Raw genomic sequence first — 18,519 nt, 5'->3', positions numbered from 1 at the left:
CTGTCAGTCACCGTCATTATCGACTGACCCACCGCATTCGCGAGCAAGCCCGCTCCCACACAAGCCCGCCCGCAAAGGGAGTGGCGGGGTCAGTGCTTGAACATCACATGGCGAACGGTGGTGTAGTCCTCCAGCCCGTACATGGACATGTCTTTGCCATAGCCCGACAGTTTCTGACCGCCGTGAGGCATTTCGCTGACGAGCATGAAGTGGGTATTCACCCAGGTGCAGCCGTATTGCAGGCGTGCGGCCAAGCGGTGGGCACGGCCGACATCGGCGGTCCAGACGGATGACGCCAGGCCGTAGTCCGAATCGTTGGCCCAGCCGAGCACCTGTGCTTCGTCATTGAACTTGGTCACCGACACCACCGGCCCGAACACTTCGCGCCGCACGATTTCGTCGTCCTGCTGCGCATCGGCCAACACGGTGGGTTCAAAGAAGAAGCCATTGCCTTCCACCGCCTTGCCCCCGGTAACCAGGCGAATGTGCGGCTGCGCCACGGCGCGCTCGACAAAGCCGGCCACGCGGTCGCGGTGTTGCGCGGTGATCAGCGGGCCCAGTTCGGTGGCCGGGTCATCCTGCAAGCCGTACTGGATGCTGGCGACCGCCGCGCCGAGCTTCTCGACGAACGCATCATAGATATCCGCCTGGGCATAGATGCGGCACGCTGCGGTGCAATCCTGCCCCGCGTTGTAGAAACCGAAGGTGCGAATACCTTCCACGGCGGCGTCGATGTCCGCGTCGTTGAAGATGATCACCGGCGCCTTGCCGCCCAGTTCCATGTGCATGCGCTTCACGCTGTCAGCGGTGCTGGAGATGATGTTCGCACCGGTGGCGATGGAGCCGGTCAGCGACACCATGCGCACTTTCGGGTGGTTCACCAGCGGGCTGCCCACGGTTGGCCCACGGCCGAAGACCAGGTTGAGTACACCGGCCGGGAAGATGTCAGCGGCCAACTCGACCATGCGCAGCGCGGTCAGCGGGGTTTGCTCCGACGGCTTGAGCACCACGGTATTACCGGCGGCGAGGGCCGGGGCGATTTTCCAGGCGACCATCATCAGTGGGTAGTTCCACGGCGCAATGGAGGCGATCACGCCCACCGGGTCGCGGCGGATCATCGAGGTATGCCCCGGCAGGTATTCGCCACCGGCCGAGCCACTCATGCAACGGCTGGCGCCGGCGAAGAAGCGGAACACGTCGGCAATGGCCGGGATCTCATCGTTCAGCGCGGCGCTGTAGGGCTTGCCGCAGTTGTCCGACTCCAGCTTGGCCAGCTCTTCGCCGTGGGCTTCGATCACGTCCGCCAGTTTCAGCAGCAGCAGCGAACGGTCCTTGGGTGCGGTTTGCGACCAGCTTTCAAACGCTGCATCGGCGGCGCGCACGGCGGCGTCGACCTGGGCTTCGCTGGCTTCGTTGATTTCCACCAGCACACGGCCGAGTGCCGGGTTGAACACGGCTTGGGCCGGGCCTTCGCCTGCGACCAGTTGGCCGTTGATCAGTAATTTGGTTTGCATGGTTCAGCTCTCCTCTGAGCGACTGTTCTTTTCCTGGGGAAACCGGGTCAACTGTGGGAGCTGGCTTGCCTGCGATAGCGGTGGGTCAGTCGATACCGCAATCGCAGGCAAGCCAGCTCCCACATTGACCGTGTTTCAACAGTGGCTATGTGTTGTCCGTTATTTACCGCCACTCCCCGCCACGCTTTCACCGCCGCGTGTCAGGTAATAGGCACCGAGAATCGGGAACATCGTGACCAGCATCACCAGCATTGCCACCACGTTGGTCACCGGCACGTCCCGTGGGCGGCTCAGCTGGTTGAGCAGCCACAGCGGCAAGGTGCGCTCGTGGCCGGCGGTGAAGGTGGTGACGATGATTTCGTCGAACGACAGCGCAAAGGCGAGCATGCCGCCGGCCAGCAGTGCCGAGCCCAGGTTGGGCATGATGATGTAGCGGAAGGTCTGCCAGCCGTCGGCGCCCAAGTCCATCGAGGCTTCGATCAGGCTGTGGGAGGTACGGCGCAAACGCGCGATCACGTTGTTGTAGACGATCACCACGCAGAAGGTCGCGTGGCCGACGATGATGGTGAACATCCCGGGCTCGATGCCCAGCGTCTTGAAGGTGGCCAGCAACGCGATACCGGTGATGATCCCCGGCAATGCAATCGGCAGGATCAGCATCAACGACACGCCTTGCTTGCCGAAGAACTCACGGCGATACAACGCCGCCGAGGCCAGCGTGCCGAGCACCATGGCGATCAACGTGGCAATGGCCGCGATCTGCAGCGACAACTTGATCGCGTCCAGCACGTCCGGCCGGGCGAAGGCCACGCTGAACCACTTCAGGGTGAAGCCCTGGGGCGGAAAGCTGAACGCGGCTTCTTCGGTGTTGAAGGCGTAGAGGAAGATGATCAGGATCGGGAAGTGCAAAAACACCAAGCCGCCCCAGGCTGCGATCTTCAGACCCAGCGAAGATTTCTCAGAGTGCATCGAAGGCCCCCAGGCGTTTGACAATGGAGAGGTAAACCGCGATCAGCACGATGGGCACCAATGTGAACGCCGCCGCCATGGGCATGTTGCCGATGGCGCCTTGCTGGGCGTACACCATGCCGCCGACGAAGTAACCCGGTGGGCCGACCAATTGCGGCACGATGAAGTCGCCCAACGTCAGCGAGAAGGTGAAGATCGAACCCGCCGCAATCCCCGGCACCGACAGCGGCAGAATCACCTGCATGAAGGTCTGGCGCGGCTTGGCCCCCAGGTCGGCCGAGGCTTGCAGCAACGACGGTGGCAAACGCTCCAGGGAGGCCTGGATCGGTAGAATCATGAACGGCAGCCAGATGTAGACGAACACCATGAAGCGTCCCAGGTGCGAGGTGCTCAAGGTGCTGCCGCCCACACCGGGAATGCCCAGCACGAACTGCAACACCGGCTCCAGGCCCAGGTGCTGCACGAACCACTGCGCCACGCCGCCCTTGGCCAGCAGCAAGGTCCAGGCGTAGGCCTTGACGATGTAGCTGGCCCACATCGGCATCATCACTGCGATGTAGAAAAATGCCTTGGTCTTGCCCGTGGTGTAGCGCGCCATGTAGTAGGCAATCGGGAACGCGACGATGGCGCTGGCGATGGACACCACGATCGCCATGCTCAAGGTGCGCACGATGATGTCGAAGTTCGACGGCTGGAACAGCGCGGCGAAGTTGGCCAGGGTCAGGTCCGGCGTGACCGCCATGGTGAAGTCGTCGAAGGTGTAGAAGCCTTGCCACAGCAGGGTCAGCAACGAGCCCAGGTAGATGGCGCCGAACCAGATCAGCGGTGGCACCAGCAACATCGCCAGGTACAGGTTGGGCTTGCGGTACAGCAGGTTGGAAAACCTGCGCATCGGCGGTTGGGAAAGGGCCAGGCTCATGTCACACCTCGCCTGCGCTGTCGGTCAGGGGCGTCATCGCTTCCCGTGCCCAGCGCGCGGTGATGGGCTGGCCCACCTGGTAGCCACTGCTGGTATCCAGCCATTGGTTGTTGGCCTGGCTGATGTTCAGGGCCTGGCCGTTTTCCAGCTTGAGTTCATAGCGGGTGGCGCTGCCCTGGTACTGGATGTCATGCAGCAGGCCGCTGACTTCCACTTCACCGGCGCCCAGCGCGCCTTCGGCAAAACGCACGTGTTCCGGGCGGATCGAGAACGCTTGCGCGTTGCCGCTGAGGCGTTGCGCCAGTTCGCCGCGAATCACGTTAGAGGTGCCGACGAACTCGGCCACGAACGAGGTGGCGGGTTTCATGTAGAGGTTGCGCGGGGTGTCGACCTGCTCGATGCGGCCCTTGTTGAACACGGCCACCCGGTCGGACATCGACAGCGCTTCGGTCTGGTCGTGGGTCACGAAAATAAAGGTGATACCGAGCTGGCGCTGCAGCTTTTTCAGCTCGCTCTGCATCTGCTCGCGCAGCTTGAGGTCGAGGGCGCCCAGGGGCTCGTCAAGCAACAGCACCCGTGGGCGATTGACCAGGGCGCGGGCCAGGGCGACCCGTTGGCGCTGACCACCGGAAAGCTGCACCGGCTTGCGGTCACCGTAGCCGCCGAGGGCGACCATGGCGAGGGCTTCTTCGGCGCGGTTCAGGCGCTCGGTCTTGCCGATACCCTTGACCTTGAGGCCGTAGGCCACGTTGTCGCGCACGTTCATGTGGGGGAACAGCGCGTAATCCTGGAACACGGTGTTCACGTCACGCTGGTACGGCGGCAAGCCGGCGGCTTCCTCGCCATGAATACGGATCGAGCCTGCGCTCGGCTGCTCAAAACCGGCAATCAGGCGCAGGCAAGTGGTCTTGCCGGAGCCGGAAGGGCCGAGCATGGAAAAGAACTCGCCGTCCTGGATATCGATGGAAACCCGGTCAACGGCCTTCACTTCGCCGAACTGACGGGAAACGTGGGTGAATTGGACTGCAAGCGTCATGGTGCGGTGCTCCAAAAAGGCACGGGTCGTCGCAGCGGCCCGGCCTGGACTTCTGAAAAATAAACGCGGTACTGAATCTGTGTGGGAGCGGGCTTGCTCGCGAATGCGGTGGATCAGTTACAGATGTGTTGACTGACACACCGCTTTCGCGAGCAAGCCCGCTCCCACATTTTGTCCTGCGTTGTCAGGCAGGCTTAGCGGCCGCCCATGATCGCGATGTAATCCTGGGTCCAGCGGCTGTACGGCACGAACTTGCCGCCTTCAGCCTGCGGGGTTTTCCAGAAGGCGATCTTGTCGAACTGGTCGAAACCGTTGGTCTTGCAGCCTTCGGCGCCCAGCAGCTCGCTTTCCTTGCAGGCCGCCGGTACGGCTGGCAACGAGCCGAACCAGGCCGCGACGTCGCCCTGGACCTTCGGCTGCAGTGACCAGTCCATCCACTTGTAGGCGCAGTTCGGGTGCTTGGCGTCGGTGTGCAGCATGGTGGTGTCCGCCCAGCCAGTGGCGCCTTCCTTCGGAATGGTCGAGGCAATCGGCTGTTTCTCGTTGACCAGGCCGTTGACCTGATACGGCCAGGCGCTGGAGGCCACCACGCCTTCGTTCTTGAAGTCGCTCATTTGCACGGTGGTGTCGTGCCAGTAGCGATGGATCAGCGGTTGCTGGGCACGCAGCAGTTCAAGCACGGCCTTGTACTGGGTTTCGGTCAGCTCATAAGGGTTCTGGATGCCCAGCTCCGGCTTGGTGCTCTTGAGGTAGAGCGCCGCATCGGCGATGTAGATCGGGCCGTCATAGGCTTGCACGCGACCTTTATTAGGCTTGCCGTCCGGCAGGTTCTGCGCGTCGAAAATCACACTCCAACTGGTGGGCGCGGTCTTGAACACATTGGTGTTGTACATCAATACGTTCGGGCCCCACTGGTACGGGGTGCCGTAGGTCTGCTGGCCGACCACGTACCACGGCGCATCCTTGAGGCGCGGGTCGATGTTCTTCCAGTTGGGGATCAGCGCCGTGTTGATCGGCTGCACACGTTTGCCACCGATCAAGCGCAGCGATGCATCGCCCGACGCGGTGACCAGGTCATAGCCGCCCTTGGCCATCAGGCTGACCATTTCGTCAGAGGTGGCGGCGGTTTTCACATTGACCTTGCAACCGGTTTCCTTCTCGAAACCGGTGACCCAGTCGTAGGCCTTGTCGCTGTCGCCACGTTCGATGTAGCCGGGCCAGGCGACGATATCCAGTTGGCCTTCGCCGGCGCCGACCGCCTTGAGCGGTTCGGCGGCCTGGAGGCTGGCGCTGGCCAGCAGCGCGGTGGTCAGGGCACTGAGCAGTGCGGTCTTGTGCGCAGACATGGGGATTCCCTCTTCTTTAATTATGGTCGGGGCAGTGTGTGAAGCCGTAACGCATGAGCTTAGTTGTTGTTTTAAAGATGCTGGCCGTGGCGGGCCATGATGTGCCGCACCACGCTGTAGTCCTGTAGCGAATCGCTGGACAGATCCTTCCCGTACCCCGAGCGCTTCAAGCCGCCGTGGGGCATTTCGCTGACCAGCATGAAATGGCTGTTGATCCAGGTGCAGCCGTATTGCAGGCGTGCGGCCACTTGCATGGCCTTGTCCAGGTTCTGGGTCCACACCGACGAGGCCAGGCCATATTCGGAGTCGTTGGCCCAGTCCACGGCTTGTTCCAGCTCGTCGAAGCGGGTCACGGTGACCACTGGACCGAACACTTCGCGCTGCACGATTTCATCGTTCTGCTTGCAACCGGCCAGCAGGGTCGGCTGGTAATAGAAGCCCGCGCCGGAATGCACGGCGGCGCCGGTGATGCGTTCGATATGCGGCTGGCCGAGGGCGCGTTCGACAAAACTGGCCACGCGGTCGCGCTGGCGTGTGCTGATCAGCGGGCCCAGTTCGTTGTCGGCGTCGCGTTTGCCGGCAAAGCGCAGGCTGCTCACGGCGGCGCCCAGCTCGGCGACCAGCTTGTCGTGGATGCCGGCCTGGGCGTAGATGCGGCACGCGGCGGTGCAATCCTGGCCCGCGTTGTAATAACCGTAGGCGCGCACACCCTCGACCACGGCTTGCAGGTCGGCGTCGTTGCACACGATCACTGGGGCCTTGCCACCCAGTTCCAGGTGCGTGCGTTTAAGGGTTTTGGACGCGGCTTGCAGGATCTTCTGCCCGGTGACGATATCGCCGGTCAGCGAGACCATGCGCACTTTAGCGTGGCTCACCAGATGGCTGCCGACGCCTTCGCCGCCGCCACACAGAATATTGATCACGCCGCGCGGCAGCAGCTCTTTAAGTGCGGGGGCTAATGCCAGGATCGACAGCGGCGTATGTTCTGACGGCTTGAACACCAGGGTATTGCCGGCCGCTAGGGCAGGCGCGATCTTCCATGCGGCCATCATCAACGGGTAGTTCCATGGCGCAATCGACGCCACCACCCCGATGGGATCGCGGCGCACCATGCTGGTGTAGCCCGGCAGGTATTCGCCGCTCAGTTGCCCGGTCTGGCAGCGCACGGCGCCGGCGAAAAAACGGAACACGTCGACAGTGGCGCTCAAGTCATCCTGGCGCGCCAGGTGCAACGGCTTGCCGCAGTTCAGGGATTCCAGGCGGGCTAAATAGTCGGCTTGTTTTTCGATGGCGTCGGCAATGCCGAGCAGGATGTTCGAGCGTTGCTGGGGCGTGGTGCGTGACCAGCCGGCAAAGGCGCGGTGGGCGGCGAGGATCGCGGTTTCCACCTGTTCGGTGCTGGCTTCGGCGATCTGGGTGAGGACTTCACCGGTGGCCGGGTTGAGGATCGGCTCGGCAAAGCCCTGGCCCTGGACCAGTTCGCCGTCGATCAGCAACGCAGTGAGCAGCGGGGTGGGCGCGCCGGACATTTTTCGCGATCTCTTTTCTTGTATGGCCATGGGCGTTCTCTTACGAGCGCTTGACCTTTCTCTTATGGGATAAGTAGAGACTAGAGGTCAGGCGCGAGGTCAACAAATACTAAATACTGAATGCAGCATTCGATTAAATAGATGGCTTGCGCGGGTGCGGCTGTTCGCGGGCCACCGTCAGGAACGGGTCCACCAGCGCCGGCCGCGCAGTACCACGGCGCCAGGCCAGGCCCACGTCGAGGGTCTGGCTGAGGTCGGCAATCGGTCGGGCTTCGATGATGTCGCCCTCCAGCGACCACGGGCGGTAAGTCATGTCCGGCTGGATCGACACGCCAAGCCCTGCGGCCACCAGGCTTCGCACGGCTTCGGTGGAGGCGGTGCGCAGCGTGACGCGGGGCTGCAGGCCGGCGCCGGCCCACATGCGCTGAGCGTTGTGGCCCATCTCATCGACGTTCAACTGGATCAGTGGCTCGCGGGCGACGTCGGCCAGGTTGATGCTGTCGTGCTCCAGCAGCGGGTGCTGCGCCGGCAGCCACAGGCGGTGGGGCGAATGGGTGAGCACTTCGGTCTGCAGGGCGTGGCGGTCTTCGAGGTTGGAGAGGATCAGCACGCCCACGTCGATTTCACCGCTGACCAGCAAATGCTCGATATACGGGCGTTCGTCCTCCATCACGCGGATTTCCACGTTGGGGTAGGCGCGCTGGAAGCGGGTGAGCAGATCGGCGAGGTAATAACCGGCCACCAGGCTGGTCACGCCGATGATCAACTGCCCGGCGACCTGGTCGGTGCTCTGTTGCAGACTGCGCTTGGCGTTGTCGACGGTGGCGAGGATCAAGTGCGCCTGGCGCAGGAATTGGTGACCCTGGTGGGTCAGGGTCATGCCCTTGGCGTGGCGGTTGAACAGGTTGACGCCGATTTCCTGCTCCAGTTGCTGGATCGCCAGGGTCAGGGTGGACTGGGAAATGAATGCGGTCTGCGCGGCGGCGGAGATCGAGCCGGTCTCGGCCACGGCGATAAAGTGCCGGATTTGACGCAAGGTCATCATGCTGGAATTACCAGTGGGGTATTTTTATAGATTTGTTCGAGTGTATATCGTTTTAATCGAAAGGCCGTGGCGTTACATCTGGAAGCACTCTAGATCGAGGGTTTTTGGCACTTGGTTTTACGCTGGGGGCCTATTAGTCCTACGTACCCAAGTGCCTGGAGGTTCCTTATGAATACCCGTGGATTGCTCGATCAGTTGCTCAAATCCGGTCAGGACATGCTGCAGAAAAAGGCCGGCGACTCGCGTAAGCAGGAGGATAAAGGCGCCCTTGGCGGCTTGCTCGGCGGTGGCGGGCTGGGCAGCCTGCTCGGCGGCGCCGGTGGCGGAGCCCTGGCGGCGGGTGCCATGGGCCTGTTGCTGGGCAATAAAAAAGCCCGCAAGTTTGGCGGAAAAGCCCTGACTTACGGCGGGCTGGCAGCACTGGGCGTGATTGCCTACAAGGCGTATGGCAATTGGCAGGCGCAACAAGCGAATGCGCCGAAAGGCGAGCCGCAGACGGTCGATCGCCTGCCACCGGCCCAGGTCGAGCAGCACAGCCAGGCGATCCTCAAGGCACTGGTGGCGGCAGCCAAGGCCGACGGTCATGTGGATGAGCGTGAACGTGCGCTGATCGAAGGTGAGTTCACCAAGCTGGACAACGACCGCGAGCTGCAAGGCTGGCTGCATGCCGAGCTGAACAAACCCCTGGACCCGGCCGACGTGGCGCGGGCGGCAGGTACCCCGGAAATGGCGGCCGAGATGTACATCGCCAGCGTGATGTTGGTGGATGAGGAAAACTTCATGGAAAAAGCCTACCTCGACGAGCTGGCGCGCCAACTGAGACTGGAGCCAGGCTTGAAGCTGGAGCTGGAAAAACAGGTGCGCCTGAACCAATAACCGCTGGCTTCACGCCGATCAAATTGTGGGAGCGGGCTTGCTCGCGAATACGGTTTATCAGTCACCTCTCTGCTGACTGATCCACCGCATTCGCGAGCAAGCCCGCTCCCACATTTGCTTTCTGTGATCGCTACATCAAAACCCATTGATAAATGAGGGCTTCTGCTCAGCTATACTCCCCGGCATTTGATCGGCCCTTCGAGGAATTACTGTGAAGAACTGGACCTTGCGCCAACGGATCTTGGCAAGCTTTGCGGTCATTATCGCCATCATGCTGTTAATGGTTGTGGTCTCTTATTCACGGTTGCTGAAGATTGAAGCCAGTGAAGTCGCGGTACGTGACGATGCCGTACCGGGCGTTTACCTGAGTTCGATGATCCGCAGCGCCTGGGTCGACAGCTACCTGCAAACCCTGGAGTTGCTCGGCCTGCGTGACGACAAAGGCCTGACCGACGCGGACAAGGCCGACTTCAAGTCGTTTGAAGGGCGCATCCTGACGCAGATGGCCAACTACCAGAAAACCATCAACGGCCGCGAAGACCAGGCCGAGTTCGATAAATTCGAAACCCTGCACCAGGCCTACAACAAGAGCCTGGCTGTGGTGCTCGACAGCCTGCAGCGCAATGACCTCGCCGCTGCGCGCAAGGAGTTCAACACCACCCTGACGCCCGCCTGGACGGCAGGGCGCATGAAGCTCAATGACATCATTACGGAAAACAAGGACGTCGCCGACCGCGCGACCACTGCCATCGACGACGCCGTCGAGGCCGCCAAGGTCAGCATGTTCGTGTCGCTGGCATTCGCTGTCGTTGCTGCCGGCCTCTGCGGCCTGCTGTTGATGCGCGCGATCATGGCGCCGATGCAGCGCATCGTGTCGATCCTCGGCACCATGCGTGACGGTGACCTGAGCAAGCGCTTGAATCTGGAGCGCAAGGACGAGTTCAACGCGGTGGAAACCGGCTTCAACGACATGATGACCGAGCTGACCGCCCTGGTGTCCCAGGCCCAGCGCTCCTCGGTGCAGGTGACCACCTCGGTCACCGAGATTGCCGCCACCTCCAAGCAGCAACAGGCCACCGCCACCGAAACCGCTGCCACCACCACCGAAATCGGTGCCACGTCCCGCGAGATTGCCGCCACGTCCAAGGACCTGGTACGCACCATGACCGAAGTGTCCACCGCCGCCGACCAGGCTTCGGTGGCCGCCGGTTCCGGCCAGCAAGGCCTGGCCCGCATGGAAGAAACCATGCACTCGGTGATGGGCGCCGCCGACCTGGTGAACGCCAAGCTGGCGATCCTCAATGAGAAGGCCGGCAACATCAACCAGGTGGTGGTGACCATCGTCAAGGTGGCCGACCAGACCAACCTGCTGTCCCTCAATGCGGCCATCGAGGCCGAGAAGGCCGGTGAGTACGGTCGCGGCTTTGCCGTGGTGGCCACCGAAGTGCGGCGCCTGGCCGACCAGACCGCCGTGGCCACCTACGACATTGAACAGATGGTGCGCGAGATCCAGTCGGCGGTGTCGGCGGGCGTGATGGGCATGGACAAGTTCTCCGAAGAAGTGCGTCGCGGCATGTTCGAGGTGCAGCAAGTGGGCGAGCAGCTGTCGCAGATCATCCATCAGGTCCAGGCGCTGGCGCCGCGGGTGTTGATGGTCAACGAGGGCATGCAGGCCCAGGCCACCGGTGCCGAGCAGATCAACCACGCGCTGGTGCAGTTGGGCGATGCCAGCAGCCAGACCGTGGAGTCGCTGCGCCAGGCCAGCTTTGCCATTGATGAACTGAGCCAGGTTGCGGTCGGTCTGCGCAGCGGCGTGTCGCGTTTCAAAGTCTGATGAGCGACCTCGCGGCTAAACGCGGCGCCGTCCCGGCAGCGAAAAAGGCGTTGTACCTGGTGTTTCGGATCGGCCAGGAGCGCTATGCCCTCAAGGCCACGGAAGTGGCCGAGGTATTGCCGCGCCTGCCCCTCAAGCCCATTGCCCATGCGCCGGTGTGGGTGGCGGGAATCTTTGCCCACCGGGGCGTGCTGGTGCCGGTCATCGACCTCAGCGCCCTCACGTTCGGTGCGGCCGCCCAGGCTCGCACCAGCACGCGCCTGGTGCTGGTCAACTATCAGCCGCAACCGTGGCTCGAAGCCCGCTGGCTGGGGCTGATCCTGGAGCAAGCCACCGACACCCTGCGTTGCGACCCCGCCGAGTTCCAGACCTATGGCCTGGATAACCCGCAGGCGCCGTACCTGGGGCCGGTGCGCGAAGATGCCCAGGGCCTGATGCAGTGGATCGGCGTCAACGACTTGTTGAACGACGACGTACGCACCTTGCTGTTTTCTGCCGAGCTGAGCCTATGAGCAGCGACCCGCGCTTTTCGGCCTACCTCAAGGAACGCATCGGCCTGGACGTGGCCTCGGTGGGCGAAGCCATCATCGACCGAGCGGTGCGCCAGCGCAGCCAGGCCCTGCAGACGCAGACGGCCGACCAGTACTGGCAGCACCTGCAAAGCTCCCATGACGAGCAGCAAGCGCTGATCGAAGCGGTGATCGTCCCCGAGACCTGGTTCTTTCGTTACCCCGAATCGTTTGCCACCCTGGCCCGGCTCGCGGTGGCGCGCCTGGCCGAGATCAAGCAGATGCGCGCCTTGCGCATCTTGAGCCTGCCCTGTTCCACCGGCGAAGAGCCCTATTCGATAGCCATGGCGTTGCTGGATGCCGGGATGGCGCCGCACCAATTCAAGGTGCTGGGCCTGGACGTGAGCCCGCTGTCGGTGGAACGCGCCCGGCGCGGGGTGTACGGCAAGAACTCGTTTCGCGGCGGCGATATCGGCTTTCGTGAGCGTCACTTCACCGAACAGGCCGACGGCTATCGTATCGATGATCGCGTGCGCGAGCAGGTGCGCCTGCAAGTCGGCAACCTGCTTGACCCGGCCCTGTTGGCCAATGAGCCCACCTACGACTTTGTGTTCTGCCGCAACCTGCTGATCTATTTCGACCAGCCGACCCAGAAGCAAGTGTTCGACGTGCTCAAGGGCCTGACCCATGTGGACGGTGTGCTGTTCATCGGCCCGGCCGAGGGCAGCCTGCTGGGGCGCCACGGCATGCGCTCGATTGGCGTGCCGCAGTCCTTCGCGTTCAGCCGGCATGCGGAGCCGGTCAAGGCCGAGCCGGTGTTCGTGCCGATGCCCGCGCCGGTGCCGCAGCGCAGTGCTGCGCCGATTCCGCCCAAGCCGCGACCGTTCAGCCTTGTCCCGCCCGCCGTGACGCCGATCAAAACCGCGCAAACCGATGCGGGTCACTTGCTCAGCCAGATCGCCACCCTGGCCAACGAAGGCAAAAGTGCCGAGGCCCGTGCGGCCTGCGAACAGTATTTAAGCAACCACCCGCCCGCCGCCCAGGTGTTCTACTGGCTGGGGCTGCTCAGCGATGTGGCCGGCAGCGCCCTGGAAGCCCAGGGGTATTACCGAAAAGCCTTGTACCTGGAACCCCAGCACCCGCAAGCCTTGATGCACCTGGCCGCGTTGCTTGAATCCCAGGGCGACAGTGCGGGGGCGCGCCGGCTGCAGGCGCGGGCCGCCCGTAGCGAGCGAGCTGACAGTGAGTCCAAACGATGAGTAGCCCCGACGCGCTCGATACCGCAGGCCTGGACCTGACCCTGGCCGACACCCAAGCCATCGACGACTGCTGGAACCGCATCGGCATCCACGGTGACAAGTCCTGCCCCTTGCTGGCGGAGCACATTCACTGCCGCAACTGCGCGGTGTATTCGGCGGCGGCCACGCGCCTGCTGGACCGTTATGCCCTGCAACAGGACGACCGTCGCCCCCAGGCTGAGGCCGAAGTGGCCACGGATGTGGTCACCCGTTCCCTGTTGATGTTCCGCCTCGGTGAGGAGTGGCTGGGTATCGCCACCCGCTGCCTGGTGGAAGTGGCGCCGTTGCAGCCGATTCACTCCCTGCCGCACCAACGCTCCCGTGCCTTGCTCGGCGTGGCCAACGTGCGCGGTGCGCTGGTGGCGTGCCTGTCGCTGGTGGAATTGCTTGGCCTGGACAGCACCAGCCCTGGCACCACGGGCGGGCGCGTCATGCCGCGCATGCTGATCATCGCCGCACAGGATGGCCCGGTGGTGGTGCCGGTGGACGAAGTCGACGGTATCCATGCCATCGACGAGCGCATGTTAAAAGCCGCGTCGGCCTCGGGCACCCAGGCCAGTGCGCGTTACACCCAAGGTGTGTTGCAGTGGAAAGGCCGCAGCCTGCGTTGGCTGGATGAGGCGCAATTGTTGTCCGCCGTGACCCGGAGCCTCACATGACCCCCGACCAGATGCGCGATGCCTCGCTGCTGGAACTGTTCAGCCTGGAAGCCGATGCGCAGACCCAGGTGTTGAGCGCGGGCCTGCTGGCCCTGGAACGCAACCCCACCCAGGCCGACCAGCTTGAGGCCTGCATGCGTGCGGCGCACTCGCTCAAGGGCGCGGCGCGGATTGTCGGGGTGGACGCCGGGGTCAGCGTGGCCCACGTGATGGAGGATTGCCTGGTCAGTGCCCAGGAGAGCCGCCTGTACCTGCAACCCGAACATATTGATGCGTTGCTGCAAGGCACCGATCTGCTGATGCGCATCGCCACGCCCGGCAACGACGTGGGGTCGGCGGACATTGAAGCCTATGTTGCGCTGATGGAGCGCTTGCTTGATCCATCCCAGGCGCCGGTGCAAACCGTTGCACCACCGCCGCCCGAGCCCGCGCCGGTCTCGCCGCCTGTTGTTGAGGAGCTGCCAGCGGAGCCAGAACCGGCGCCGCCGGTCAGCAGCGAGCCGCCGCGTCAGAACAAGCGCATGACCGAAGGCGGTGAGCGCGTGTTGCGGGTGACCGCCGAGCGCCTGAACAGCCTGTTGGATCTGTCCAGCAAGTCCTTGGTGGAAACCCAGCGGCTCAAGCCTTACCTGGCCAGCATGCAGCGCCTCAAGCGTATCCAGAGCCAGGGCGTGCGCGCCCTCGACACCCTGGATGGCCAGCTCAAGACGCTGGACCTGAACCTGGAAGCCCAGGAAGCCCTGGCCGATACCCGTCGGTTGTTGAGCGAGGCCCAGGCGTTGCTCGCGGAAAAAACCGCCGAGCTGGATGAGTTCGGCTGGCAGGCCGGGCAACGCGCCCAGGTACTCTACGACACCGCGCTGGCCTGTCGTATGCGCCCGTTTGCCGATGTGCTGGCCGGGCAGGTACGCATGGTGCGGGACCTCGGCCGCAGCCTGGGCAAGCAAGTGCGCCTGGAGATCGAGGGCGAAAAGACCCAGGTCGACCGCGATGTGCTGGAAAAGCTCGAAGCGCCGCTGACCCACTTGCTGCGCAATGCCGTCGACCATGGCATCGAAACCCCCGAACAACGGATACTGGCGGGCAAGCCGGCGGAAGGCCTGATTCGTCTGCGCGCCTCCCACCAGGCCGGTTTGCTGGTGCTGGAGTTGAGCGACGATGGCAATGGTGTCGACCTTGAGCGCTTGCGCGGCACCATCGTCGACCGGCACCTGTCGCCGCTGGAAACGGCGCTGCGCCTGAGCGAAGAGGAACTGCTGACGTTCCTGTTCCTGCCGGGCTTCAGCCTGCGTGACAAAGTCACCGAAGTGTCCGGGCGTGGCGTGGGCCTGGATGCGGTGCAGCATATGGTCCGCCAGTTGCGCGGTGCCGTGGTGCTGGAGCAGACGGCAGGGCAGGGCAGCCGCTTCCACCTGGAGGTGCCGCTGACCTTGTCGGTGGTGCGCAGCCTGGTGGTGGAAGTCGGCGAAGAAGCCTATGCCTTCCCGCTGGCGCATATCGAACGCATGTGCGACCTGGCGCCCGATGACATTGTGCAACTGGAAGGCCGCCAGCACTTCTGGCACGAGGGCCGGCATGTCGGCCTGGTTGCCGCCAGCCAGTTGTTGCAGCGCCCGGCGGGGCAGAGCAATGAAGAAACGCTCAAGGTGGTGGTGATCCGTGAGCGCGACGCGGTGTATGGCATTGCCGTGGAGCGCTTTATCGGCGAACGCACGTTGGTGGTGTTGCCGCTGGATGATCGCCTGGGCAAGGTCCAGGATATTTCTGCCGGGGCGTTGCTGGACGACGGCTCGGTGGTGTTGATCGTCGACGTTGAAGACATGCTGCGTTCGGTGGACAAACTGCTCAACACCGGGCGCCTGGAACGCATCGCCCGGCGCAGCCAGCAGGCCACTGAGGCGCCGCGCAAACGCGTGCTGGTGGTGGATGACTCGCTGACCGTGCGTGAGCTGCAACGCAAATTGTTACTTAATCGTGGTTATGAAGTGGCCGTTGCGGTCGATGGTATGGACGGCTGGAATGCGTTGCGCTCCGAAGACTTCGACCTGCTCATCACTGACATTGATATGCCTCGTATGGACGGTATTGAATTGGTCACACTCCTGCGCCGTGACAGTCGCCTGCAATCGTTGCCGGTGATGGTGGTGTCGTACAAGGATCGCGAAGAAGACCGGCGCCGTGGACTGGATGCCGGCGCGGACTATTATCTAGCCAAGGCCAGTTTCCACGATGACGCCCTGTTGGACGCCGTGGTCGAGCTGATTGGAGGAGCCCGGGCATGAGGATTGCGATCGTCAATGACATGCCCCTGGCGGTGGAGGCGTTGCGCCGTGCCCTGAGTTTCGAGCCCGCGCATCAAGTCGTCTGGGTGGCCAGCAATGGCCTTGAAGCCGTGCAGCGTTGCGCCGAGCTGACCCCGGACCTGATCCTGATGGACCTGATCATGCCGGTGATGGATGGCGTCGAGGCCACCCGGCAGATCATGGCCGAGACACCGTGCGCGATTCTGTTGGTGACCGTCGACCGCCAGGCCAATATGAGCCGGGTATTCGAGGCCATGGGCCACGGCGCGCTGGATGTGGTGGACACCCCCGCGCTCGGCGTGGGCAACCCCAAGGATGCGGCGGCGCCGTTGCTGCGCAAAATCCTCAATATTGGCTGGCTGATCGGTCAGCGTGGCAGCCGCGTGCGCGCCGAAACTGCGCCCCAACGCACCGCCAGCAAACGCCAGAGCCTGGTGGCCATTGGTTCTTCGGCGGGCGGCCCGGCTGCCCTGGAAATCCTGCTCAAGGGTTTGCCACGGGACTTTCCGGCCGCCATTGTGCTGGTGCAGCATGTGGACCAGGTGTTCGCTGCGGGCATGGCCGAGTGGCTGGGCAGCGCCTCCGGCCTGCCGGTGCGCCTGGCCCGCGAAGGCGAGCCGCCGCAAAGTGGCGTGGTGTTGCTGGCCGGCACCAACCATCATATTCGCCTGTTGAAAAATGGCACGCTAGCCTATACCGCAGAGCCGGTAAACGAGATTTACCGGCCGTCCATCGACGTGTTTTTCGAGAGCGTCGCCAGCCACTGGGACGGTGACGCCGTCGGTGTACTGCTGACGGGCATGGGCCGCGACGGCGCCCAGGGCCTCAAGTTGTTGCGTGAACAAGGATATTTGACCATCGCCCAGGATCAGCAGAGCTCGGCGGTGTATGGCATGCCCAAAGCGGCGGCGGCGATTGACGCTGCTGTTGAAATTCGCCCACTGGATAGAATTGCGCCCCGACTGATGGAGGTCTTTGCAAAATGATCGCGACCTCCCGCAGTGCTGGCTTGCTGGTAGTAATTCAGGTGACTGCACATGAATGATTTACAGATCGACGACATCAAGACCGACGAAAACGCCGCCATGGTGTTGCTGGTCGATGACCAGGCCATGATCGGCGAAGCCGTGCGGCGTGGCCTGGCCCATGAAGAAAACATCGACTTCCACTTCTGCGCCGACCCGCACCAGGCGATTGCCCAGGCGATCCGCATCAAACCGACTGTGATCCTCCAAGACCTGGTGATGCCCGGCCTGGACGGCCTGACGCTGGTGCGCGAGTACCGCAATCACCCTGCCACGGCCAATATCCCGATCATCGTGCTGTCCACCAAGGAAGACCCGCTGATCAAGAGCGCGGCGTTCTCGGCCGGGGCCAACGACTACCTGGTGAAGTTACCGGACAACATCGAACTGGTGGCGCGCATCCGCTATCACTCGCGCTCCTACATGACCCTGTTGCAGCGCGACGCGGCCTACCGTGCGCTGCGGGTCAGCCAGCAGCAACTGCTCGACACCAACCTGGTGCTGCAACGCCTGATGAACTCCGATGGCCTGACCGGGCTGTCCAACCGTCGCCACTTCGACGAATACCTGGAGCTGGAGTGGCGCCGTGCCATGCGTGACCAGACCCAGTTGTCGCTGCTGATGATCGATGTGGACTTCTTCAAGACCTACAACGACAGTTTTGGGCATGTCGAAGGTGATGAAGCGTTGCGTAAAGTCGCGGCGACCATCCGCGAAGCCAGCAGCCGGCCTTCGGATCTGCCGGCGCGTTATGGTGGTGAAGAGTTTGCGTTGGTATTGCCGAATACCTCGCCGGGTGGTGCGCGTTTGGTGGCTGAGAAGCTGCGCATGGCGGTGGCGGCGCTGAAAATCCCGCACATTGCCCCGGCGGAAGGCTCCAGCCTGACCATCAGCATTGGCTTGTCGACGGTGACCCCGCAGCAGGGGACCGATTGCCGGCAACTGATCATGGCGGCGGACAAGGGGCTGTATACGGCCAAGCATAATGGGCGTAATCAGGTGGGGATTGAGTAGGGCTGTGTACATATCCGTTATTTAGGTAACGGCTGGTATTGGTTCCGCTCTTACAGCGGCTCACTTTTGATAGAGCGCAAAAGTAAGCAAANNNNAGGCTCGGTGTGCCCGAACGCAGGCTTGAATCCGTGGGCCGCCGCCCCGCGCCATCCTTGGCGCGGGGCGGCTAACCCGGCGTCCTGCCGGGTTACCCACGGATTCAAACCTGCGTTCGGCCAGCGTGTTTAACGGGGCGCCTAAGATCAAAATCAAAAGCGGACGCGGCGGCCTGGTAGCCGACCGGTATCTGACTGTTGGCCCGGGTCAACTGTGGGAGCTGGCTTGCCGGCGATGCAAACACCTCGGTACATCAGGCACACCCAATCGATGCCATCGCAGGCAAGCCAGCTCCCACAGTGGGGCTCCGCGTTCTGCCTGATTTTTTTGCGTCATCGTTAACGACCATCGCCGCGGTGTGACGATTCGACAAGCCGGCTCCTACAGTGGACCGCGTTTGCCTTTGCCTTTGCTCCACACCACTCAAGCCGGCTGTCAGGCCGCTGTGCTTTTGATCTTGATTTTGATCTTAGGCGCCCCGTTAAACACGCTGGCCGGAATTCGGCAGGGATTTGGGGGGTAAACCGGCAGGGATGCCGGTTTAGCC

Annotated in this window: 15 protein-coding genes; 8 read left to right on the top strand and 7 right to left on the bottom strand. The window is 63.1% G+C overall.

Annotated elements, in window-relative coordinates; genetic code table 11:
• Nucleotides 1–89: 89 nt before the first annotated feature.
• The 7 genes from HX803_RS30205 to HX803_RS30175 all read right to left on the bottom strand — a co-directional run bounded on the left by HX803_RS30205 (nt 90) and on the right by HX803_RS30175 (nt 8,358).
• A complete protein-coding gene (locus tag HX803_RS30205; RefSeq protein WP_178925762.1) occupies nt 90–1,514 on the bottom strand; it encodes a gamma-aminobutyraldehyde dehydrogenase in 1,425 nt (474 codons plus the stop codon).
• A gap of 159 nt (nt 1,515–1,673) precedes the next feature.
• Nucleotides 1,674–2,483 (bottom strand): ABC transporter permease, encoded by an 810-nt coding sequence (locus tag HX803_RS30200; RefSeq protein ID WP_176994802.1) that lies wholly within the window; start codon nt 2,481–2,483, stop codon nt 1,674–1,676.
• Complete coding sequence (locus tag HX803_RS30195) at nt 2,473–3,402, bottom strand: ABC transporter permease (RefSeq protein ID WP_178925761.1); 930 nt, start codon at nt 3,400–3,402, stop codon at nt 2,473–2,475. The genes HX803_RS30200 and HX803_RS30195 overlap by 11 nt, the downstream gene beginning before the upstream one ends.
• A 1-nt stretch (nt 3,403) precedes the next feature.
• Nucleotides 3,404–4,438: an ABC transporter ATP-binding protein gene (locus HX803_RS30190; protein WP_178925760.1), complete on the bottom strand. Its 1,035-nt coding sequence runs from the start codon at nt 4,436–4,438 to the stop codon at nt 3,404–3,406.
• 194 nt (nt 4,439–4,632) lie between these two features.
• The gene (ydcS, locus tag HX803_RS30185) at nt 4,633–5,784 is read right to left on the bottom strand and encodes a putative ABC transporter substrate-binding protein YdcS (RefSeq protein WP_178925759.1); all 1,152 of its coding nucleotides are present in this window, start codon (nt 5,782–5,784) and stop codon (nt 4,633–4,635) included.
• Between the two features lie 71 nt (nt 5,785–5,855).
• On the bottom strand, nt 5,856–7,313 hold the full coding sequence (locus HX803_RS30180; RefSeq protein ID WP_178925758.1) for a gamma-aminobutyraldehyde dehydrogenase: 1,458 nt from the start codon (nt 7,311–7,313) through the stop codon (nt 5,856–5,858).
• Between the two features lie 133 nt (nt 7,314–7,446).
• Nucleotides 7,447–8,358: a LysR family transcriptional regulator gene (locus tag HX803_RS30175; protein WP_101267138.1), complete on the bottom strand. Its 912-nt coding sequence runs from the start codon at nt 8,356–8,358 to the stop codon at nt 7,447–7,449.
• A gap of 168 nt (nt 8,359–8,526) precedes the next feature.
• Here HX803_RS30175 and HX803_RS30170 point away from each other — a divergent pair, with 168 nt between their 5' ends.
• The 8 genes from HX803_RS30170 to HX803_RS30135 all read left to right on the top strand — a co-directional run bounded on the left by HX803_RS30170 (nt 8,527) and on the right by HX803_RS30135 (nt 17,876).
• Nucleotides 8,527–9,234 (top strand): tellurite resistance TerB family protein, encoded by a 708-nt coding sequence (locus HX803_RS30170; protein ID WP_178925757.1) that lies wholly within the window; start codon nt 8,527–8,529, stop codon nt 9,232–9,234.
• 211 nt (nt 9,235–9,445) lie between these two features.
• Complete coding sequence (locus tag HX803_RS30165) at nt 9,446–11,068, top strand: methyl-accepting chemotaxis protein (protein ID WP_178925756.1); 1,623 nt, start codon at nt 9,446–9,448, stop codon at nt 11,066–11,068.
• Nucleotides 11,068–11,580, top strand: coding sequence for a chemotaxis protein CheW (locus tag HX803_RS30160; RefSeq protein ID WP_178925755.1), 513 nt, complete (start codon nt 11,068–11,070; stop codon nt 11,578–11,580). Before HX803_RS30165 ends, HX803_RS30160 begins: the two co-directional genes overlap by 1 nt.
• The gene (locus HX803_RS30155) at nt 11,577–12,836 is read left to right on the top strand and encodes a protein-glutamate O-methyltransferase CheR (RefSeq protein ID WP_178925754.1); all 1,260 of its coding nucleotides are present in this window, start codon (nt 11,577–11,579) and stop codon (nt 12,834–12,836) included. The genes HX803_RS30160 and HX803_RS30155 overlap by 4 nt, the downstream gene beginning before the upstream one ends.
• Entirely contained in the window at nt 12,833–13,534 is a 702-nt protein-coding gene (locus tag HX803_RS30150; RefSeq protein ID WP_178925753.1) for a chemotaxis protein CheW, read from the top strand. Before HX803_RS30155 ends, HX803_RS30150 begins: the two co-directional genes overlap by 4 nt.
• Complete coding sequence (locus tag HX803_RS30145) at nt 13,531–15,816, top strand: hybrid sensor histidine kinase/response regulator (RefSeq protein ID WP_178925752.1); 2,286 nt, start codon at nt 13,531–13,533, stop codon at nt 15,814–15,816. Before HX803_RS30150 ends, HX803_RS30145 begins: the two co-directional genes overlap by 4 nt.
• Nucleotides 15,813–16,823 carry a chemotaxis response regulator protein-glutamate methylesterase gene (locus tag HX803_RS30140; protein WP_178925751.1) on the top strand — a complete coding sequence of 337 codons (1,011 nt, stop codon included), beginning with the start codon at nt 15,813–15,815 and terminating at the stop codon, nt 16,821–16,823. The genes HX803_RS30145 and HX803_RS30140 overlap by 4 nt, the downstream gene beginning before the upstream one ends.
• A gap of 51 nt (nt 16,824–16,874) precedes the next feature.
• The gene (locus HX803_RS30135) at nt 16,875–17,876 is read left to right on the top strand and encodes a PleD family two-component system response regulator (RefSeq protein ID WP_176994790.1); all 1,002 of its coding nucleotides are present in this window, start codon (nt 16,875–16,877) and stop codon (nt 17,874–17,876) included.
• The last annotated feature ends 643 nt before the right edge of the window (nt 17,877–18,519 follow it).

The organism is Pseudomonas sp. P7548 (assembly GCF_013386585.1).
Taxonomy (GTDB): Bacteria; Pseudomonadota; Gammaproteobacteria; order Pseudomonadales; family Pseudomonadaceae; genus Aquipseudomonas.
This window is presented reverse-complemented; position numbering and strand designations above follow the sequence as displayed.